This window comes from Amycolatopsis sp. NBRC 101858, assembly GCF_030269325.1.
Lineage (GTDB): Bacteria > Actinomycetota > Actinomycetes > Mycobacteriales > Pseudonocardiaceae > Amycolatopsis > Amycolatopsis ponsaeliensis.
Map to the genome: position 1 here is coordinate 732,925 of NZ_BSTD01000004.1, position 21,233 is coordinate 754,157.

At 71.5% G+C, this 21,233-nt stretch carries 14 protein-coding genes; 6 read left to right on the forward strand and 8 right to left on the reverse strand.

Going from position 1 to position 21,233, the window contains the following annotated elements; translation table 11 throughout:
• Nucleotides 1-59 precede the first annotated feature (59 nt).
• Nucleotides 60-4,592: an RHS repeat-associated core domain-containing protein gene (locus tag QSK39_RS32175; RefSeq protein ID WP_285481605.1), complete on the reverse strand. Its 4,533-nt coding sequence runs from the start codon at nt 4,590-4,592 to the stop codon at nt 60-62.
• A 225-nt stretch (nt 4,593-4,817) separates the two neighbouring features.
• On the opposite strand from QSK39_RS32175, the gene QSK39_RS32180 reads away from it, so the two are divergent.
• Nucleotides 4,818-5,756: an oxidoreductase gene (locus QSK39_RS32180; protein WP_285481606.1), complete on the forward strand. Its 939-nt coding sequence runs from the start codon at nt 4,818-4,820 to the stop codon at nt 5,754-5,756.
• Here QSK39_RS32180 and QSK39_RS32185 read toward each other — a convergent pair.
• From QSK39_RS32185 to QSK39_RS32205, 5 genes are read right to left on the reverse strand one after another with little or no spacing between them, the layout of a single operon-like run.
• Nucleotides 5,741-6,610: an amidohydrolase family protein gene (locus tag QSK39_RS32185; RefSeq protein ID WP_285481607.1), complete on the reverse strand. Its 870-nt coding sequence runs from the start codon at nt 6,608-6,610 to the stop codon at nt 5,741-5,743. The two genes, QSK39_RS32180 and QSK39_RS32185, sit on opposite strands and share 16 nt — an antisense overlap.
• A complete protein-coding gene (locus QSK39_RS32190) occupies nt 6,607-8,508 on the reverse strand; it encodes a DUF8034 domain-containing protein (RefSeq protein WP_285481608.1) in 1,902 nt (633 codons plus the stop codon). Before QSK39_RS32190 ends, QSK39_RS32185 begins: the two co-directional genes overlap by 4 nt.
• Nucleotides 8,509-8,526: 18 nt before the next feature.
• Nucleotides 8,527-9,402 (reverse strand): carbohydrate ABC transporter permease, encoded by an 876-nt coding sequence (locus QSK39_RS32195; protein WP_285481609.1) that lies wholly within the window; start codon nt 9,400-9,402, stop codon nt 8,527-8,529.
• Nucleotides 9,392-10,300 carry a carbohydrate ABC transporter permease gene (locus QSK39_RS32200; RefSeq protein WP_285481610.1) on the reverse strand — a complete coding sequence of 303 codons (909 nt, stop codon included), beginning with the start codon at nt 10,298-10,300 and terminating at the stop codon, nt 9,392-9,394. The genes QSK39_RS32195 and QSK39_RS32200 overlap by 11 nt, the downstream gene beginning before the upstream one ends.
• Nucleotides 10,297-11,658 (reverse strand): ABC transporter substrate-binding protein, encoded by a 1,362-nt coding sequence (locus tag QSK39_RS32205; RefSeq protein WP_285481611.1) that lies wholly within the window; start codon nt 11,656-11,658, stop codon nt 10,297-10,299. The genes QSK39_RS32200 and QSK39_RS32205 overlap by 4 nt, the downstream gene beginning before the upstream one ends.
• A gap of 221 nt (nt 11,659-11,879) precedes the next feature.
• On the opposite strand from QSK39_RS32205, the gene QSK39_RS32210 reads away from it, so the two are divergent.
• On the forward strand, nt 11,880-12,593 hold the full coding sequence (locus tag QSK39_RS32210) for a FadR/GntR family transcriptional regulator (RefSeq protein WP_285481612.1): 714 nt from the start codon (nt 11,880-11,882) through the stop codon (nt 12,591-12,593).
• A 26-nt stretch (nt 12,594-12,619) separates the two neighbouring features.
• Here QSK39_RS32210 and QSK39_RS32215 read toward each other — a convergent pair whose 3' ends face one another.
• Nucleotides 12,620-13,702 carry a ricin-type beta-trefoil lectin domain protein gene (locus QSK39_RS32215; protein WP_285481613.1) on the reverse strand — a complete coding sequence of 361 codons (1,083 nt, stop codon included), beginning with the start codon at nt 13,700-13,702 and terminating at the stop codon, nt 12,620-12,622.
• 16 nt (nt 13,703-13,718) lie between these two features.
• Complete coding sequence (locus QSK39_RS32220) at nt 13,719-16,088, reverse strand: RICIN domain-containing protein (RefSeq protein WP_285481614.1); 2,370 nt, start codon at nt 16,086-16,088, stop codon at nt 13,719-13,721.
• A 260-nt stretch (nt 16,089-16,348) separates the two neighbouring features.
• Here QSK39_RS32220 and QSK39_RS32225 point away from each other — a divergent pair, with 260 nt between their 5' ends.
• The 4 genes from QSK39_RS32225 to QSK39_RS32240 all read left to right on the forward strand — a co-directional run bounded on the left by QSK39_RS32225 (nt 16,349) and on the right by QSK39_RS32240 (nt 21,171).
• Entirely contained in the window at nt 16,349-17,092 is a 744-nt protein-coding gene (locus tag QSK39_RS32225) for a FadR/GntR family transcriptional regulator (protein WP_285481615.1), read from the forward strand.
• A 142-nt stretch (nt 17,093-17,234) separates the two neighbouring features.
• On the forward strand, nt 17,235-18,584 hold the full coding sequence (locus QSK39_RS32230; RefSeq protein ID WP_285481616.1) for an RICIN domain-containing protein: 1,350 nt from the start codon (nt 17,235-17,237) through the stop codon (nt 18,582-18,584).
• Nucleotides 18,585-18,653: 69 nt separating this feature from the next.
• Complete coding sequence (locus QSK39_RS32235) at nt 18,654-19,679, forward strand: LacI family DNA-binding transcriptional regulator (protein ID WP_285481617.1); 1,026 nt, start codon at nt 18,654-18,656, stop codon at nt 19,677-19,679.
• A gap of 55 nt (nt 19,680-19,734) precedes the next feature.
• Nucleotides 19,735-21,171 carry an arabinofuranosidase catalytic domain-containing protein gene (locus QSK39_RS32240; protein WP_285481618.1) on the forward strand — a complete coding sequence of 479 codons (1,437 nt, stop codon included), beginning with the start codon at nt 19,735-19,737 and terminating at the stop codon, nt 21,169-21,171.
• Nucleotides 21,172-21,233: the final 62 nt, after the last annotated feature.

Here is a 21,233-nt window from a genome sequence, read left to right on the forward strand (position 1 = left end):
CGAGTCCGGGCCGGGCCCGGGTCGCGAAGCGGGCGCCGGTGGCCAGCGCCCGCTTCGCGTCAGCGGATCGGGTTCGGGGTGATGTCCTGGGCGAACAGGTTTCCGTTCTTGCCACCGACGTGGACGTGGTAACCCCGGCCGCCGACGTTCACCGTGATGTGCGGGCGCGGGTCGGCGCCGCCGGCCGCGCCGCCCAGGCCACCCTGGTGGATGCCCGCCGTCTGCTGCCAGCCGCGGCCTTCCTCCATCTGCCTGAGCAGTTCCTTCGCCCGGCGTGAACCCTCTCCGCGCCCCTTGGCGAGGTCCTGCAGGATGCCCACGAACTTCTTGTCGCTGATCTCGGTGACCGGGACGTTGGCGTTGCCGTGGAACACCGGCTGGCCCGGCCGGTTGTTGGCCAGCACCGGGTTGTTCGCCTTGCCGCCCTTGCACTTGCCGCCCTTGAGGCCGACCGGGTCGAGCCAGCCGGTCGGGTTGCGCACGTAGGCGTGCGGGTTGGTGCCGCCGCCCAGCCCGATCGGGTCCGGGCTGATGTACCGCCCGGTTTCCGGCTCGTAGTGCCGGTTCACGTTGTAGTGCAGGCCCGTCTCGGCGTCGAAGTACTGCCCGGGGAACCGCAGCGGGGTCGGGGACGCGCTCGCCGTCTCGACGCCCCACAGCGACTGCCCCGGGTGCCGGGCGATCCGGCCGGACTCGTCGACCAGCTCGGCCGGGCTGCCGACGAGGTCGGCGACGACGGCGTGGAACTGCTCCGCGACCGAGCCGTCCGGGCCGTGGTGCCGGTCCAGCACGCTCACCGGAGCCGGCCGGTCCTGCTCCCACTCCCACGTCGTGGTCCGGGACGGCACCCCGGCGACCGTGACGATCTCCTCGGCCGGCAGGACACCGTCCCAGACGAACAGGGTCTCGGCGGCCGTCGAGCCGTCGGGGCCGAGGCGGCGCTTGGCGACCCGGCGCCCGAACGCGTCGTAGGCGTAGCGCCACACCTGCCCGTCCGGGGTCCGGACCTGCTCGAGCCGGTCGTCGCTGGTCCAGCCGAACGTCCAGCCCGCCTCGGAACCGGACTGCCCGCGCCAGACCAGCCGGCCGTGCTCGTCGTACCGGTAGCCGACTTCACCGGCGCGCCGCAGCAGCGTTCCGGTGTACTCGCGGGCACCGGCGGACGGGTGCGTGCCCCACTCCGCGGCGGTGATGTTGCCGGCCTGGTCGTAGGTGTAGCGCTCGGTGCCGCCCGGCCGGCGCACGCCGGTGATCCGGCCCAGCCGGTCGAGGTCGAACTCGGTCCGCCCGGCGAGCAGGTCGTCGAGGCCGGCGAGCACGTCGTCGGCCCGGTGCTCGTAGCCGCGCCGCTGCAGCACCTGGCCGGTTTCGGCCGTGAGCACCTGTTCGACGAGCCGGTCGTTGGCGTCCCACGCCTGGGACAGCGCCGCGCGCCCGAAGAGGCGGCCGATCTCGCGCCCGGCGGGGTCGTGGGTGAACCGGATCGAGCGGCCGGCGGTGACCAGCGCGGTCGGTGCGCTCGCCGCGTCGTAGCTCCACGAGCTTTCGACGCCCGTCGCGGTGCGGCGAGTGGTCCGCAGCCCGCTGCGGTCGTAGCCCGACCGGACTTCGCGACCGTCGCAGGACTCGGCGACGACCCGGCCGAGCGCGTCGTAGGTCAGGGTCAGGTCGGCGTCGGCGGTCACCGCGCGCACCAGCCGGCCCGCGGCGTCGTAGGTGTAGGCCGTGACGGCGTCACCGCGCCGCTTGCCGGTGAGCCGGCCCAGCTCGTCCCACGTGTAGGTGGTGGGTTCGTCGCTGCCCTTGCGGCTCTCGAGCAGCTGCCCGGCGGCGTCGCGGCGGTAGGTGACGACCCGGCCGTCGAAGTCCGTTTCCCGCACCACCCGCCCGGCCGCGTCGTAGTCGATCCGCCACTGCGCACCGCTCGCGTTGGTGACCGAGATCAGCCGCAGCTCGGTGTCGTAGGCGAACCGGGTCCGGCTGCCGTCCGGGGCGATCTCGCACACCGGCAGGTCGAACGGCCCGAAGTCGGTCCGCGTCACCGCGCCCGTCGCGTCCGTGCGCTCCACGGCGTTGATTTCGCCGTCGTAGGTGAAGCGCTCCACGGATCCGTCCGGGGCGACGCGCTTCCACAGTTCGCCTTCGACCGTCCAAGCGAGGTTCGTCGTGTTCCCGGTCGGGTCGGTGATCGACACGACGCGGCCCAGCGGGTCGTAGGCGTATGCCGTGCGGCCGCCGGCCGGGTCGAGGACGGTCAACGGCTTGCCGAGCGCGTCGCACTCGATGCCGGTGGTGCGGCCTTCTTCGTCGGTGAACGTCGTGAGCTCGCCGCGCCGGCCGTAGCCGTAGCGGCGGACACCGCCCGCCGGGTCGGTGGTCGCGACGAGCCGGCCGTCGGTGTCGTAGCTGTAGGACCAGGTCGCGCCGTCGGGTTCGATCGCGGTCGCCGGCCGGCCCCGCCCGTCGTGGCGAACGCTGCGGACGGTCCCGTCCGGGCGCGTTTCCGACGTGCGGAGGCCCTGCTCGTCATAGCCGTAGCGGGTGACGCGGCCCAGCGCGTCGGTGTAGGCGAGCAGCCGGTCGTGGCGGTCCCACGCGTAACCGGTGACGCCGCCGAGTGGGTCGGTCTCGCGGACGAGCTGGAACTCTTCGTTCAGCTCGTAGGTCGTCGTGTGGCCGAGGGAGTCGGTGGCGCGGTTGACGCGGTTTTCCTTGTCGTAGGCGAAGGTGTAGCTGAGGAATCCGCGCGGGCCGGTACCGCGCACGCAGCGGTCGAGCTCGTCGTAGGTGAAGCCGTAGCCCCAGCCGTTGCGGTCCTGCCAGCTCGTGATGCGGTCGAGCTCGTCGTAGGCGAACCGGTAGGGCCGCCCCGAAGAGTTGACGACCTCGACCAGGTGCGCCTGGTCGTCGTAGCCGAACCGGGCGAGGGTGACGCCGGCCGAGGCGAGCTCGGTGATGCGGCCTTCCACAGTGGTGACGGCGATCCGGTGCCCGGCCGAGTGCCGGACCTCGCGCAGGACGCCGTCCTCGTCGCGGTCGAAGTCGATGTGGTTGCCGTCGGCATCGGAGATCGCGGTCAGCGGGCGCACCACGCCGCCGGTGGCGAAGTGCAGGGTGCGGCGGCGATCGGGCTGGTCCAGCAGGTATTCGTCGCCGAGCCGGCGCAGCGGCCACCGGGGGCCTTCCACCGGCGTGACACCGCTCGCGCCGGGGACCGGGAAGACCAGCAGGGTGCCGTCTTCGGCGGCGAAGTCGACGCGGCCGTCGCCGATCTCCAGGCGCTGGTCGGCGGTCGAGGCCCAGGACCGTCCGAAGTGGGCACCGCTGCGGTAGCCGGAGAAGTGACTGCGGTCCAGCACGAGCGCCAGCACGCCGTCGATCTCGACGTCGGTCTGGGCGAGCATCATCCGGCCGGTGGTCATGTCGATCGGGTCGCCGCTGCCCGGCCGGCAGTCGGCCGGGGTCGAGTTCTCCTTGGGCGCCTTGTTGTCGTTGGACAGCCCGCCGTCCTTCGGCTTGCCGCCGCCGTCCTTGGGGGTGCCGCCCGGGCCCTTGCCGCCGCCGGACGGGGTGGTGTTGCCGTTGGGCGAGGGCGTGTCGTCGGGTCCCTTGGACGCCGGGGGCGGATCGCCCTTGGGCGGGGCGTCGGGCCCGCCTTTGCTGCCGGACGGCGTGGTGCCGTCGCCCTTCGCGCCCGAGGGAGTGGTGCCGTCGCCGCCCTTCGGGGGCGGGTCGGTCTTCGGCGGCGGTGCGTCCGGGCCACCCTTGCCCTTGGGGCCGTCGAGCCCCTTGGGGTTGCCGTTGATGTCCGCGTGCTTCGGCGGCGGCGCACCCTTGCCCGGCTTGATCTTCTTGAGTGCCTTCGCCGCGTCACCGAACAGGTCACCGGCGCGCTTGAGCAGCGGAACCAACGCCTTGAGCGCCTTGACCAGCCGCTTCACCAGGTCCGCGATCTTCGACGCGGTCTTCGCGACCGCGTTGATCACCTGCGGCACCACCCACGTCATGCCGATGCCCAAGGTGAAGACCACTTGCAGCGCCCAGCTGATGAGGTGACCGACCAGTTCGGCGATGATGTCGCGCACCAGCGCCCGCACCGCGGCGACAACCTCACCCGCGGTCTTCACGCCACTGGACGCGCCCTCGCACCCTTTTTGGGCGGTTTCCAGCAGGGTGACCGTGTCTTGTGCGAGCTGGCGGTACATGTCGCCGGCGTTCCCGGTCCACGACGAGACGTCCGTCTTCACCATGCCGGTCAGATCCTGGCCGATGCTGCCGAGTTCGGTGGCGACGTTCTTCCAGGTCTCCGACTGAGCCGCGATCTCATCGGCGTTGCCGGTCAACCCGTTAAGCGCTTCCTTGAGCGGGCCGACGTGCTCGATCAGCCAGCCGACGCCGGCGGCGAGGATCGCGCCGAACGGGTCCATCGCCATCGAGAGGGCGTCCAGCGCGGTCCCGACGGCACCCATCGCCACCGACGCCCAGTCGCCGCTCTCGATCGCGGACTTCAGGTCGTTCGCCGACTCCAGCAGCGAAATCCCCGAATACGCCTTGGTCGAGTCCTTGGTCTCCGCGACCAGCGGATTTGCCACTACACAACCATCCTTGCGTTCCTTGCGAGGGCTCCGGCAGACGCGAGCACGGTACCGGAAGCCACTGACGTGTTCGAACAGGTCCGCGAGAACGGGACACAACCGGGCGCGATCACTGCCCGTCCGTCTCGTCGCACCGGTGGTTTTGTCCTCTCGAGGGGGACTCGCGTGCGCACCGCCTCCCGCTAGCCTTCCGCGTCATTCGCCTCGTGCCAAGGAGAGAACGTGACCAGGTCGACCCCGGGATGGACCGCCGCCGACGTGCCCGACCGGCGTGGGCACACGGCGGTGGTGACCGGCGCGAACTCCGGTATCGGTTTCGAAACCGCGCGGATGCTCGCGGAGAAGGGCGCGCGCGTGGTCCTGGCGTGCCGGAACCCCGGCAAAGCCGCCCTGGCGTGTGACGCTATCCGCGCGGCTGTACCGGATGCCGACCTCCACCCGGTCCGGCTGGACCTCGCGGACGCGGCGTCCGTCCGGGAAGCGGCCGCGGCGATCGGCGGCGGATTCGACCGGATCGACCTCCTGGTCAACAACGCCGGTGCCGCGTTCGGGACGCTGACCCTGATCGACGGGACGGACCGGACGTTCGTCACCAACCAGCTGGGGCCGTTCGCCTTCACCGGCCTGCTGATGCCGCAGGTGCTGGCGGCGCCCGCCGGGCGGGTCGTCACGGTGACCAGCGGTGGTCACGAGCTGGGACGGCTGGACCTCGACGACCTGGCCTTCGCCGCCCGGCGCTACCGCCGCTGGCCCGCCTACACCCAGACGAAGCTGGCCAACCTCGTGTTCACGGCCGAACTCCAGCGGCGGCTGGCAGCCGCGGGAACACCGGCGATCGCGGTGGCCGCGCACCCCGGCGCCGCGGCCACCGAATTCGGCCGCAACAGCGGCGGCTTCATGCGGGTGCTGTCGGCACCACCACTGCGGTGGCTGCTGGCTCCGCTCGTCAACACCGCCGCCGACGGCGCCTTGCCCACGCTCCGGGCGGCCGTCGATCCCGAGGCACGCGGTGGGGACTTGTACGGTCCCCGCGGGGTGCACGGCGTCAAAGGCCGGCCGGAACGGGTCGAGGCGTCCACAGCCGCCCGCGACGAAGCGGCGGGTGCGCTGCTGTGGGAGCGGTGCGAACAGCTCACCGGCGTGCACTATCCACTGCCATGACGGGACAAAGCGGCGTTGCCGCGGCTCCTCGTCCGGTAGGTCCGGACGGCGTTGTCGTGGAGGACGGCTTCGGCGGCCGTGGCGGGGTGGGTGGCGAGCGCGTCGTGGACGACGTCCAACCACGCCTCGTAGTCCGTGGCCAGGGTCATGACGGGCCAGTCGCTGCCGAACAGGCACCGCTCGGGGCCGAACACGTCCAGGGCTTCGCGCACCGCGTCGACCACGAGCGAGCGGGGTGTGCCCGGGGTGGTCTCGGTGGCCAGGCCGGACAGCTTGGCGAGGACGTTGGCGTGCCGGGCCAGCCGGCGCAGGTCCCGGCGCCACCGCTCGTACCCGGGGCCGCCCGGCGCCGGCTTGCCGAGGTGGTCCAGGACGATCGTGGTCCGCGGGCAGGCGGCCGCCAGTTCGGTCAGCTCGGGCAGCTGGTGGGCGCGGACGCACGCGTCGAACGGCAGCCCCGCCTCGCCCAGCAGCCGCACACCCGCCCGGAACCCCGTGCCGCGGAGGAAACCGGGCGCTTCGTCCTGCACGTTGCGCCGGACCCCGGCCACGAACGGGTCACCGCCGTACCCGGTCACGAACCGGCTCGTCGCCGCCGGGCGTTCGACGTCGACGTGCGCGACGACGCCGCGGATCCAGGGCTGCCGCCGCGCTTCCTCCCGCAGCCACGCGATCTCGCCGGCGGCCTCCGCGGGCACTCGGCCCGCCTCGACGACGATGACGTCGCTGCGGGGGCGTCCCGGGAAGTTGCCGGGGGTGAACGGCCGGTCGAGGTCCGCGATGCCGTCGAGCCAGGGGTAGCGCAACCGTCGCGGGTCCCAGAAGTGCACGTGCGCGTCGAGGAGCCCGGTCATGCGGCACCGGCGGCGGGTTCGTCGAACGGCGTGGCGTACGAAGGCGGGCGTGCTCGCGGGGCGAGCCGCAGCGTCAGGCGGATGCGGGTGGAGCGCGGCAGCTCGACCTGGAGCCACGGACCGCCGACGCTGATCGCCGCCGACGTCACCGCCGGCTCGCCGTGGCCGTAGTCGTAGAGGTCGCCGATCCACGACGGGTCGTCGCAGACGCTGTAGCGCGCGGTGCGGATGTGGTGCTCGGCGAACGCCCCCGCCTGCACGATCACCGACCGCCGCTCCTCCGGGTCGAGGTTGACCAGGTCGAGCACGGTCTCCTCCGGGTCGATGCTCGAAACCAGCGCCGACACCGACGGCGGCAAGCCCGGGCGCCGCGCCTGCGCGTCGTAGTAGCGGACGCGGGCCTGCTGCAGGCCGCCGTTGTAGACGACCTGCGGGGCTCCCCAGGTGAGCTGGACCAGTGCCTCGGTGACCACTGGATTCGACTGCTGCCACAGGTGGATGTCGGCTTCCGGGACGTCCCGGTCGCGGTAGCGCTCCATCCGGGTCAGCCGGTGGCGGACCTGGGCCTGCGCCGCGGCCAGGATCCGCTCCGGGTAGCCGGGGTCGTCGCCGGCGAGGTAGACGAGCCAGGGCTCTTCGTGGCCGGCCTCTTCCTTGCTGCGGAAGGGCCGCACGGTCTGCCAGGCGTAGCCGCTCGCGGCCCGCAGCCGGTCGAGGCGGTTCCGATCCGCCGCCGATGCGGAGTGGTGCCACAGCGCGACCGGGACGCCCATCAGCATCGGGTTGTAGTCGAACCAGCCCCGGTCGTCGTGGCGGAAGGGCACGTGCAGCGTGGGCGTGTGCACGTCCTCGCGCAGCTGGACCGACCACTTGGAGTCGAGGCTGGAGTCCGCTTCGGTGAAGGCCATCACCTTGCCCTGGGCGATGATCTCGTCCAGGGCCGGGCGCACCAGGTCGGTGAACGTGTCGTCGCCCGTGGCGAGTGCGGCCGAGAGCGCGCCGACGACGGCGGCGTGCCCGACGCTGTACCAGCCGTGCGGCCACGACCAGCCGTAGTGCCCGCCGTACCAGCGCCCCTCCAGCAGCCCGCCCACGGTGCCGTCGGGCGCGACGTTGTCGGGCAGGATGCCGCCGTTGGCGGCCGCGCGCTCGCGCCACGCGCCCACGTACTCGGCGAGCCAGTCGCGGTAGCGCCCGTCACCCGACAGCAGCAGGGCGTTGAGGACCAGCCCGGACGCCGCCAGGTTGACGGCGGTGTCGCCGGTCCCCATCCGCCGGTGCATCTGCTCGCCCAGCGCGGAGTCGTCCGGCGGCAGCCACTCCAGCGGGAAGCCGTACGTCATGGCCTCCCGGGGCAGCCACGGGTAGGTACTGCCGTCGAAGAGCCCTTCGCGCGCCGGATCGCTGCCGTTGTGGGGGCGCCGGATGATGCGGTGGACGGGATCGTAGTTGCCGTGCACGGGATCGACGTAGAGCTCGGCGAACCGCAGCGCCCGGTCCCGCCACCGCGCGGGCGCGGCCATGCACAGGAAGTACAGCAGCAGCAGGCTTTCGCCTTGGTGGAACCAGTCGTAGCCGCGTTCGTACTCGTCGTGCAGCATGCCCAGCTCGGCCAGCTGCCGGGTGACGCCTTCCCAGTGGTGCTCGGACTCGGTGAGCAGGTCGTCGGCGCCGCCCAGCAGGTAGAGCTGCGGCCAGTTGAAGAACGTTTCGTAGAAGTCGTCCACGCCGTCGCGGGTGGTGAGCTCGCCCTCGTAGCGCAGCCGTCCGTCCGGGCCGGTGAAGTCATCGGCAAACCGGCGCCAGGCCCGGTCGAGCAAGGCGAACAGCTCCCGCTGCGCGATCGCCCAGCCCGGCGGTTCGAGCAGGGGTACCGAGGCCGTGATGACGGGATGCATCAAAGTTCTCCATGGTGGTCACTCCTTGGTCGCGCCGGCGAGCATCCCGGCGACCAGGAAACGTTGGGAGAAGAGGAAGACGACGAGTACCGGGGTGATCGCGAGCAGCGTGGCCAGCGCGAGTTCCGGGCGCTGGACCGCCGCGGTGCCGACGGTCGGGTTGAACTGCGGGACGGCGTCGAGCAGGGTGCCCAGGCCGACCTGGACGGGGAACTGGTCGCTCGCCGGGAGCAGGACGTACGGCAGGAAGTAGTTGGTCCAGTTGGCGACGAAGCTGAAGAACCCGACGAGGGCGACGACCGGGGCGGCCAGGGGCAGGGCGATGTGGCGGAACACGCCGAACGGCGAGCAGCCGTCGAGCTTCGCCGCGTCGATCAGGTCGCGGGGGAGCGCGGTGGAGAAGTAGATGTAGGTCAGGTACACGCCGAACGGGTAGAACGAGTACGGCAGGATGATCGACCACATCGAGCCGATCAGCTGGACGGCGTTGACTTCGAGGAACAGCGGGACCACCAGCGTCGCGTTCGGCATCAGCATGACCACCAGCGTCGCGACGAGCAGCGTGCGCCGGCCGCGGAACTCGGTCATGGCGAGGGCGTAGCCGGCCGGGATCGCCACGCACAGCGTGATCGCGAGCGCGATGAACGAGTACAGCGCCGAGTTGCCCAGCCACCGGAAGATCGCGTTGTCGCCGAACCTGGTCAGCGCGGTCCAGTTGTCCCCGAGCGCGCCCCACGAGCCGAACGACAGCGGGTTGCCGTGCACGAGCTCGTCGTCGGTCTTGGTCGCGGCCAGCAGCAGCCACAGCACCGGCAGCACGAAGAAGATCACGAACAGTGCGAGCACCAGCACCGACAGCGGGTTCGGCAGCTTCCGGCGGGGCCTAGTCGGCATCGAAGAACCCCGATCGGGCGACGAACACGCCGGCGACGACCACCCCGATCACCAGCAGCTCCACCGAGATGGCGGCGGCGGTGTTCACGTTGTTGTTCTGGAAGGCGAAGTCGTAGGAGAGCTGGTTGAGCGAGTAGTCGCGGCCGGCGACCCCGACGCTCGCCTGCGAGAGCAGCTGCGGTTCGACGAACAGCTGGGTCCCGCCGGCGAAGGCGAGGATCACCATGTAGACGATCCACTTGCGCAGCAGGGGGAGCTGGATGCGCCACGCGGTCTGCCACGCGCCCGCGCCGTCGATCCGCGCCGCTTCCAGCAGGTCGGGGGAGATGGTGTTCAGCGCGCCGTACAGCACGACGATCCAGCCGCCCGCCCCGGTCCAGAAGGCGATCATGGTGAACAGGACCGGCAGGTGCCCGGGCGCGACGACCTCGCCGAAGGTGTCGAAACCGAAGGCCCGCAACAGGAAGCTCAGCGGGCTCACCGACGGGTCCAGCATGAACAGCCAGACCATGACGCTGGCCGCGCCGGCCAGCGCCCCGGGGATGTAGTAGAGGAAGCGCAGGGTGGTGCCGGCCGCCCGGGAGGTCAGGCGGTGCAGCAGCAGGGCCAGCCCGACGACGAACACCACCAGCGACACCAGCCAGAACAGCAGGTAGAGCGCCACGTGCCCGACGGCGGAGAAGTACCGGAAGTCGGCGGCGGCGTCGACGAAGTTCGCCAGACCGGCGAAGCGGTCGCCCGCGTCGGTGAACGCGAAGTAGATCGCGTACACCGTGGGCACCACCCCGAACGCGACCAGCAGGACGACGTAGGCGGCGACGAAGAGGTGGCCGGCCCGGCCCGGCCAGCGCGTCCGCCGCCGGGACGGTGCGCCGGCCGGCCGGGCGGCCGTGCTCACTGGCTGACCTCGTACCCGTTGGACTTCGCGTAGTCGGTGATCGCCTTCTGCCAGTCCGGCAGCAGGGAGACGATCGTCTTGCCGGCGGTCTGGCCGGGGGTGACGGTCGCGGCCCAGATCGCCTCCTGGCTGAACTGCCCGTAGCCCCAGCCCGGCCACACCTGCGCGGCGGCCGTCTGCATCGTCGCGGTGATGTCGCCGGCGTAGTACCCGCCGGCCGTCTGCTTCGCCAGCCAGGCCTTGGCCGCGGTCGTGTTCGCCGGGTAGCCCGGCGCGACCTGGCCCTGGTAGTCGGGTGCGGTCGTCACCCAGGTGAGGAAGTCGGTGGCGTCCTTGAGGTTGGCGCTGTGGGCGGACAGCAGCCAGGTGCCCCCGCCGACGTTGCCGACCGACGGGGCGGTTTCGCCGGCCCACTGGGGCATCGGCGCGACGCCGATCCGGCCCTTGGGCGTCTTCAAGGACTCCTGGAAGATCGATCCGCCGAACCAGGACGGCCCCGGCAGCATGAGGATCTTGTCGCCGGAGTTCTTGTCGAAGTCCGAGCTGAACACGCTGCTGGTGGACATCGTGCGGTTCTTGACCAGGGTGTCGAGCAGTGCGGCCATCTTGGTGCAGGCCGGGCTGGTGGTGTTGACCTTGACCGCCTTGGGGCCGGTGATCTCGTTGGCGCCGCACTTGCCCGCCCACAGGTAGATCTCCGGGGTGAAGCTGTCGCCGGCCGTGCCCACCAGGTAGCCGGGGTGCTCGGTGGCGACCCGCTGACCCAGCGCCTGGTACTCCTCCCAGGTCTTGGGCACCTGGTAGTTCCATTGCTGCATCAGCGAAGCGTCGTACCAGAGGACGGTCTGGGCGAGGTCGTTGCGCAGGCAGTAGAGCGTGCCGTCCACGGTGCACGGGTCGTTCGCGCCGGGGGCCCAGCCGCTCAGCGTCGCGTCGGGGATCTGCCCCTTGTTCAGCGGCGCGGTGAAGCCGGCCTGCACCGCCCAGGACGTCTCGTTGTTCTGGGTGCTGAACACGACGTCCGGCCAGCCGCTGCGGGTGCGGTTGAACAGGCTCACCTTGGTCTGCAGGTAGTTGGAGCCGTTGGCGTCGCCGTCGTAGGTGACGATGTCCAGCTTCACCGCCGGGTGCTGCTTCTGGTACAGCTGCGCCGCGGGCAGCCGCGTCGAGTCGACCCACACGGTGAGCGGTCCGCCGGTCTGCTGGACGGGCTGGAACCCGGTCTGGGCGCCGGTGCCGCTGCCGCCGTTCCCGCACGCCGTGACCGCGGCGAGGACGGCCGCGACGCCGAGCACCAGTCCTGCGGACCGTCGGCGGCGCTGGGCTGGTCTTCCGGCTCCGGGGGCTGGGGCTGTCATGAGCTACTCCACTCCATCGTGGTGCCCGCAGGTCTACCTGATCAGGCAACGGCCTTCGGCTATGTGTCCGACACATCTCGCGTTGCTGGGGCGTGTCGTCTATGAGAGTCCGTCGGATCTCCGGAGTCAAGAGGATGCCTGCCGGAAAATGAGTACGACTTATTCTCACAGGCGCTAGTCGAATGTATGCTTCATGCTCACGGCGAGGTGGAGGAAGAGTGGTGACGTCCTACCGGCCCGGCTACGAGCTCGTCGCCGAGCAGATCCTCCGGCTCATTACCGAGCTGGGGTTGCGGCCGGGTGACCGCATGCCCACCGAGGTCGAGCTGGCGAGGCGGCTGGGGAGCTCACGCACGATGGTGCGCGAGGCGGTGAAGATCCTTTCGGCGATCGGGAGGGTGCGTGCGCAGAAGGGGCGCGGCCTGTACGTCGCCGACGACGAGGGGATGCTCGGCTCGGCGCACTGGGGCAGCCTGTTCCTGCCGACGGACCTCGAGCACATCTACATGCTGTTCGAGTTCCGCCGGGTCCAGGAGATGACCGCCGGCCGGCTGGCGGCGACCCGGGCCACCCCGGGCGAGCTGCGGTCGATCGAGGCGGCGGCGGAGACCTGCCGCCAAGGCCACCTGACCGGCGAGGCGGCGTTGTTCGACCGCGGCGACGACGAGTTCCACCTGGGCATCGCGGCCGCGTCCCACAACCAGTTCCTCCTGGCCGCAGTGCGCGAGGTGCGGCGGCTGCAGCACCAGTCCAGCACGATCGGCCTGCACGGCACGGTCGGCGGCCACGCGGCGGAGGCGGTCGAGGAGCACACGGCGATCTACCAGGCGATCCGCGACGGCGACCCGGAAGCGGCGGCGCAGGCCGCGGCGGTCCACCTGGACAACACCCTCGAGGACTACCGCCGCGAGATCCAGCGGCGCGTGTTCGGCTGAGCTCGAAGGCTGCGGACTCGGATCGACTACCGCAGCGTCCACCGCTGGTTCGCCTGCCCGCTGCACGACCACAGGATCAGCTGGGTGCCGTTGGCGGTGCCCTGCCCGGACGCGTCGAGGCAACGACCCGACTGGACGCCGGTGACCGTGCCGTCGGCGTTGATCGTCCACTGCTGGTTGGCCTGGCCGTGGCAGTCCCAGACGATCACCGGGGTGCCGTTGGCCGTGCCGTGGCCGGAGGCGTCGAGGCACTTGGTCCCGCCGACGGTCAGCGTCTGACCGGCCCGGGTCCACGCCTGGCCGGCCTGCCCACCGCAGTCCTGCAGCCGCACCTGGGTGCCGTTGGCGGCGCTCGCGGCGTCGACGCACCGGCCCGACTGCGCGCCGACGATCTGCCGCGCCGTGGACGTCCCCGGGGTGCCGATGCTCCCGGACACCGACTGCAGCGCGGCGAACCAGGTGGCGGCCATCTTGTCGTACCCGGTGGCCGTGGGGTGGATGCCGTCGATCAGGTCGCCGGTGCTCACCGCGGAGTGCATGTCGACTAGGTGCACGTGCTTGCCGGCGTTCTGGTTGCTCTGCACGATTCCGGGGATCGCGGAGTTGAACGTGCGGACGGCGGACTCCTGCCCGGAGTTGGCGAGCGGGGTGATCATCGCGACGAAGACCTCGGCGTCCGGCGCCGTCGCGGTGATGTGGTCGATCAGCCCGGACAGCCGGGCGGGCGCGCGGCCGACGTCGTAGTTCTGCAGGACGTCGTTGGTGCCGATGTGCAGCAGGACGGTGTGCGAGCCGGTGTTCCGCAGCCAGGTGACGACATTCGCGTCGATCTGGTCGATGCGCCAGCCCGGGTGGCCCTCGTGGTCGTGGTCGCCGAGGGCGGCCGGGCCGTTGTACTGCGAGCCGGTGAAGTCGACCTGGTAGCCGCCCGCGCTCAGGCGCTGCCACAGCCCGATCCGGTACCCGCCGGGGACCTGCGTGCCTTCGGTGATGGAGTCGCCCAGCGGCATGACCCGGACCCCGCCGTTGGAGTCCGCGGCCGCCGGGGTGCCCGGGAGGAACGCGCTCACGAACAGGGCCGTCGCGGCCGCGACGAGTCGGATTCTCATGGCTCTCCTCGATCGTTCAGCCGAAGGTCCACTGCTGGTTGGCTTGCCCGGTGCACGTCCACAGCCGGACGGGCGTGCCGTTGGCCGTGCCGCTGCCGGTCACGTCCAGGCACAGTCCGGATTGGCCGCCGGTGACGGCGCCGGCCGAGGTGACCTGCCAGCGCTGGTTCGCCCCGCCGTTGCAGGTCCAGCTGACGATCTTGGTGCCCGGCGTGGTGCCCTGCCCGGACGCGTCCAGGCACCGGGTGCTGTCGCCGGTGTAGACGGTCAGTTCTCCCGCGCTCGTGCGGGTCCAGGACTGGTTGGTGCCGCCGGTGCAGTCCCAGATCTGCACCTGGGCGCCGGGGGTGGTGCTGACGCCGTTGACGTCCAGGCACTTGCCCGCGCCGGCCGCGCGCACCGGGGTCGCGGCCGGGCCGGTGCCCGCCGGGCCCGCGGCGGCGATGACCTGCTGGGCACCCGACGGCCAGGCGGTGCCGCTCACCAGGACGTTCCCGCTCAGGACGTTGTTGTGCGGGGACCCGGTGGCCACGTTCGTCGCGCCGCCGTTGTACCAGTTGCCGCTGAAGGTGCTGTCGTTGGTGTTGTTGGTGCCGCTGGCGTTGGTGAAGGCCCAGACCCCGGAGTCCTGGATCACGTTGGCCGACAGGGAAACGTAGCGCGAGCCTTCGTCCAGGTACAGCCCGACCGTGCGGTTGTTGTCGTACACGTGGTTGTGGTCGATGGAGCTGCCCGGGTTCGCGGAGAGGTTGTAGATGCTCCCGCCGTCGTGCATGAGCTTCTTCGTGCCGTGCACCCGGTTGTAGCTGACGACGGTGTCCCGCAGCGTCGTCGCGGTGGTGTACACCGGCTGGTAGTTGTACAGGCCGCGGTTGCGGTAGTCCTGGCTGCCGCCCGGGTCGTTCGCGCCCCAGCCCCACCCGACGTCGATGCCGTCGTAGGTCAGGTTCGCCACGTCGTTGTGCGTGATCACCGCGTGCGTCACGTAGGTCGACAGGATGCCGGCCATCTCGCGGTAGTCGAGGGCGACCCGGCTCACCGTGTTGTTCGACAGCGTGATGTCGCGGTTGGTCATCGCCGCGTTCGACGGGTGGTGGGCGTCCGGCCGCACGCCGCCGACGACGATGCCCGCGCCCGAGTCCTCGGTGAAGGTGTTGCGGTCCACCGTGATCGACGACGCGCCGAGGCCGACCCCGGACGCGTGCGCGTTCGCGTCGTTGCCGATGCCCAGTGCCACCTGCCCCAGGTGAGTGAAGGTGTTGCCGCTGAACGTGATCCCGGTGGCGGCCGAGACCTGGACGGCGGCCGGCGCCTGCGCCCAGCCGTTGCGAGCGCCCTCGAACAACGGGCAGCCCGACTGGCACGAGCTCAGGAAGTCACCCGGCATCGACACCGCGGCCGGGAGGAACGTGCCGCTCTGCTGGTTCGCGTAGCCGACCGAGGTCCCCGGCGTGAGCCAGGTCGTGTGCTCGAAGTGCAGGCCGCTGAAGGTGAGGCCGCGCACCGGGTTGTCGTAGCTGCCGCTGATCCGCAGCAGTGACGTCAGCCGCGGTAACTCGACGTCGTGGCTGCCGGGCACCCAGCCGCTCGGCGCCTTGTAGTAGAGCTTCCCGGCTTGCGGGTCGAGGTACCACTGGCCGGTGTTCTTGAGGAACGAGTACGAGTTTTCGAGGAACAGCTGGCCGCCGCCGAAGGGCTTGGCGAGGGTGTCGTAGCCCCAGTTGTTGTTGTTCCACGCCGGTTGCTGCATGACGATCGACGTGCCGCTGACGTGGTCGACGGGGGAGTAGCGGTCGGTGAAGGAGTTCTGGCTCTCCACCTCGATCCGGCTCTGCCGCGGCAGCGTGGCGAGGTAGTTCAGCGCGGAGTTGACGATCGTCATCCCGGACGTCGTGATCTGCACGTCGTTGCGCGAGATCGGGATGGACGCGCGTGGCGCCAGCGCCCCGTCCACGAACAGCTGCCGCGAGTCGGCGCCCTGCGGTACGGACGCCGCCCAGATGTTCTGGCTGGCGTCCTGGACCGCCCAGCCGGTGACTTGCGTGCCGCCGGACAGGATCGGCGTCTGGCCCGAAGCGGCCTGCCAGGTCACGGTGTGGCCGTTCTGCCCGGAATCGGCGCTGGTGAACGTGAGCGGGGCGGACAGCCGGTAGGTGCCGCCCGCGAGCTGCACCACGACGTCGGTGGCGGCCGACTGCGCGCGGGCCAGCTGCTGCGCCCTGGCCGGGGTGGCGACGGGCCGGCCGGGCGTGCCGGGGTTGGCGTCGTCGCCGTTCGGGGCCACGGCGATGGTGACGGTCGCGGCGTGGACGGGCGGCGCGGCCACCGCGCTCACCACGAGGGCGGTGACGAGCGCGGCGGCCACGGATCCGGTGCGCGGCGGCATGGCGGGTACCTCTCCGGGAGCGGGGACCTCGGGTGCCCGGGAGTCCACAGTGGACCGGACAACCGGGAATCGATGTGTACGACTCATACGAAGCCAAGATCGGGTCCGCGTCAAGAGACGAACGGAGGCAGCGTCGCCATTCGCTGTTTTCACCTGGGGGAACGCATGTAAGTTTCATTCCGCGCCGCGGCGTTGTTGACCGGACCGCCGGGCCGCGAGGTATCGTCACTGGCCGGCGCCCACTGAGTCATACTCATCGGGTGACCCGTGACGAGGAAGCCGCACCGCCCGCGCCGTACCGGCCCGGCTACGAAGTGGTGGCCGAGCAGATCCTGCACCTGATCGCCGAGCTGGACCTGCGGCCCGGCGACCGGATGCCGACCGAGGTCGAGCTGGCGGCGCGGATGGGAACCAGCCGGACCGTGGTGCGGGAGGCCGTCAAGATCCTCTCGGCGATCGGCCGGGTACGCGCGCACAAGGGACGTGGGCTGTATGTCTCCGACGACGAGGGCATGCTCGGCGCATCCCGCTGGGGCGGCTTCTTCCTGCCCGCCGACCTCGACCACGTCTACATGCTCTTCGAGTTCCGCCGGGTCCAGGAAACCGCGGCCGGCCGGCTGGCGGCGACCAACGCCACCCCGGCCGAACTGCGCGCGATCGAGACCGCCGCCGAAACCTGCCGGCAGGGCCACCTGACCGGGCAGAGCGTGCTGTTCGACCGCGGCGACGACGACTTCCACCTCTGCGTCGCGACCGCGTCCCACAACCAGTTCCTCGTCGCGGCCGTGCGCGAAGCCCGCCGCCTGCAACGCCAGACGAACATCATCGGGATGTCCGGCGCGGTCGGCGGGCACGCGGCGGACGCGATCGAAGAGCACGCGGCGATCTACCGGGCGATCCGGGACGGCGACCCGGAGGAAGCGGCGCGGGCGGCCGCCGTGCACCTCGACAACACCCTGGAGGACTACCGGCGCGAGATCCAGCGGCGGCTCTTCACCCGGTGAGCACGCCCGTGCTCACTCCTTTGTGGACCGTGCGAACCGGCGCGATCCGTTGCGGCGGGTAAGTTTCATCGCGCATTGACCTTCGCCGTCGCCGACTTCTATCTTGACCTCAGCCGGTTCGACGACCAGAGGGAGCCGCGCGATGGTGAAGTTCAGAAGCCTGTTCACGTCCTTCGCGATCGGCGCGCTGGTGGCGATGGCCGGGGCCGGCCCCGCTTCCGCCGATACGGCGACCGCCTCGGGGACCGCGGGCTGCGGAAGCGCGCCCGGGCTGGCGAGCGGCAGCCACACGATCTCCAGCGGCGGCCAGAACCGCAGCTACCTCCTGCGGATCCCGGCGAACTACGACACCACCCACCCGTACCGGCTGTTCGTCGGGCTGCACTGGCGCGGCGGCACGGCCGACGACGTCGACTCGGGCGGGACCGACGGCTACAACTGGTCCTACTACGGGCTCCGGCGGCTGGCCGACAACGCCGGCAACGGCACGATCTTCGTGGCGCCCCAAGGCAACGGCAACGGCTGGGCCAACCCCGGCGGCCAGGACGTCGCCTTCGGCGACGACCTGCTGAAGCAGCTCGAGGCGGCGCTGTGCGTCGACCCCTCGCAGGTCTTCGCCGGCGGGTTCAGCTACGGCGGCGCCATGAGCTACGCGCTCGCCTGCGCCCGGCCCACGGTCTTCCGCGCGGTCGCCGTCTACTCCGGGGCGAACCTCAGCGGGTGCAACGGCGGTACCCAGCCGGTCGCCTACATCGGCCTGCACGGCATCGGCGACACCGTCCTGCCCATCGCGTCCGGACGGTCGCTGCGCGACCAGTTCGTCCGCACCAACGGCTGCACCGCGCAGAACCCACCGGAGCCCTCGAGCGGCAGCCGGACGCACGTCGTCACCGCCTACTCCGGCTGCCGGACCGGGTACCCGGTGGTGTGGGCCGCGTTCGACGGCGGTCACGACCCCGGCCCGCGCGACGGGTGCACCTGCAGCGGCTGGCAGACCTGGACGTCGGGCGAGGTGTGGAAGTTCCTCACGCAGTTCGGCTCGTCCACCCCGCCGTCCGGGGCGCCGGTGCAGGCCGGCGTGAACTACACCCTGGTGGCCGAGCACAGCGGCAAGGCCCTGGACATTAGTGGTGTTTCGACCGCGGCCGGCGCGCTGCTGCAGCAGTGGACGGCCACCGGCGGGCCGAACCAGCAGTTCGACTTCCTCGACTCCGGCGACGGCTACTACCGCGTCCGGGCCCGGCACAGCGGCCTGGTGCTGCAGGTGGCCGGTTCGGCCACCGGTGCGGACGTCAGCCAGCAGGCCGACACCGGCGCCGCCGCCCAGCAGTGGCGGGTGACCGACCTGGGCAGCGGCGTCGTCGGCCTGGTCAACCGGCTGAGCGGCCTGACGATGGACGTCTGGGGAGCCTCGGCCGCCGACGGCGCGCGGGTCTCGCAGTGGACGGCCACCGGTGGCGCCAACCAGCGGTTCCGGCTCCAGCGCGCCTGAGGTACCCGGATCCGGGCGATATCCTCGAGCGAGCCCAGAAAAGACAACGACGTCTTGGGAGAGCGAAACGTGTCCATCGCCGAGTCACCCGAACTCCGCCCGACCCTGGCCGACGTCGCCCGGGCGGCCGGGGTGTCGACCGCCACCGCGTCCCGCGTGCTCAACGGCTTCCCCCGGGTCCGGCCGAAAACCCGCAACCAGGTCGAGTCCGCGATGTCGGCGCTCGGCTACGCCCGGCAGAGAGCCGCCCGGGCGACGGCGGGGCGCACCGGGTCGGTCGCGCTGGTCGTGTGCGAGGAGGTGCTGAGGTTGTTCGCCGACCCCTACTTCGCCCGCATCTCCGCCGGTGCCGGCCGGGAGCTGACCGAGGCGGGCCTGCAGCTGGTCCTGCTCACCGTGCCCGCGACGGAGAACTACCAGGCCCCGGTGGTGCGCTACCTCGACGGCGGCCACGTCGACGGCGCCCTCGTCGTCGGGATGCACGGCCGCCGTCCGCTCGACCTGGGCTGGCTCGGCATCCCGGTGGTCTTCGGCGGCCGCCCGGTCTGCGCGCGGGAACCCGGCCGCTCCTGCTACGTCGACGTGGACAACCGCGGCGGTGCCCAGCGGGCGACCCAGCGGTTCCTCGACGCGGGCCGGCGCACGGTGGCGACCATCGCCGGACCCCAGGACATGACCGCCGGGGTGGACCGGCTGCTCGGCTACCGGCAGGCGGTGGCGGGCGCGGGCCACGGCGACCGGGGGCTGGTGGTGTTCGGGGACTTCGGCCAGGCCTCCGGCGAGCACGCCACCGCCCGGCTGCTGGACCGGCGGCCGAACGTCGACGCCATCTTCGCCGCCTCCGACATGATGGCGGTCGGCGCGATGCGGGCCCTGCGCCGCGCGGGCCGCCGGGTCCCCGGGGACGTGGCGGTCATCGGGTTCGACGACCTGCCGATCGGCCGTCGCACGGATCCGCCGCTCACCACCGTCCGCCAGCCGATCGAAGAGATGGGGGCCCGGATGACGGGCGAGCTGCTCGCGATGCTCGGCGGCTCCGCCGGGCCCCGCTGCGCGGTGCTGGACACCGAACTCGTCGCACGTATATCGGGCTGAGCGAACGCGAGGTGTTAGCGCTAACAATGGTGCTCCGGCGCCCGAAGGAGGATTCGTGACCACTCGAGTCAACCCGGTGCGGGCCGTCCTGGTCCTGGCGGTGCTGCTGGTGGCCGCGCCGGCCGGTGCGGTGCCGGCGGCCGCGGCGCCGGCGTCGTTCACGAGCGTGGCGTCGGGACGGTGCCTGACCGTGGCGGGCGGCGCCGACACCCCGGGGACGGCGCTGGAGATCCGCGACTGCGGCGGCCAGGCGAGCCAGGCCTTCGAGTTCGGCTCGGCCGGGGAACTGCGGGCCATGAGCGGGACGCGGTGCGTGGACGCCTACGGCAACCGGACCGCGCCCGGGACGGCGGTGATCATCTGGTCCTGCACCGGCGGGGCGAACCAGCAGTGGCGCCAGAACTCCGACGGGACGATCACCGGCGTCCAGTCGGGGCTGTGCCTCGACGTGACCGGGGCCGGGACCGCCAACGGCACCGCGGTCATCCTGTGGACCTGCCACGGCCAGGGCAACCAGCGGTGGACCACCACCGGCACCCAGCCGTCCGGGACGGGCCCGTGCGACCTCTACGCGTCGGGCGGCACGCCGTGCATCGCCGCGCACAGCACGGTTCGCGCGTTGTACGGGTCCTACAACGGAAGTCTCTACCAGGTCCGGCGCGCGTCGGACAACGCCACCCGGAACATCGGCACGGACGCGGGGGTCGTGGATTCGTTCTGCGCCGGCACTTCCTGCGTCATCACGGTGATCTACGACCAGTCCGGGCACGGGAACGACCTGTGGTACCAGGGATCGAGCGTGGTGCCCGGGTCGAGCCAGAGCAGTCCGGCGAAGGCGACGACGGAGTCGCTCACGGTCGGCGGCCGGAAGGCGTATTCGCTGTACATCAACCCGGGCAACAGCTACTGGCGCGACGGCCACCTGACCGGCGTGCCCACCGGCAGCGCTCCCGAGGGTATGTACCTGGTGACCAGCGGAACGCACGTCAACAGCGGCTGCTGCTTCGACTACGGCAACAGCGAGACGACCCGGAAGGCCGACGCGGCCGGCGCGATGGACGCGCTCAACTTCGGCAAGCAGTGCTGGTTCGGCGGGTGCTCCGGCACCGGCCCGTGGGTGCAGGCCGACCTCGAATGGGGGCTGTACCCCGGCGGCAGCCAGACGTGGAACCCGAACCAGCGGGCGTTCACCGGCAAGTTCGTCACGGCGGTGCTGAAGAACAACGGGACGTCCCGCTTCGCGATCAAGGGCAGCGACGCCCAGTCCGGCGGCCTGACGACGCTGTGGGACGGCGGCCTCCCGAGCGGGTACAGCCCGATGAAGAAGCAGGGCGCGATCGTCCTGGGCAGCGGCGGCGACTGCTGCAAGCCCGGCGGCGGCGCCAACCTGAGCGCGGGGACGTTCTACGAAGGGGCGATGGTCGCGGGGTATCCGTCCGACGCGACCGAGAACGCGGTGCAGGCCAACGTCGTCGCGGCCGGTTATCGCTGAGCTTCCACCCGGGGAGAACCGGACGCCCGAGCCGCCAGGGACCGGCTCGGGCGTTCGGCTTT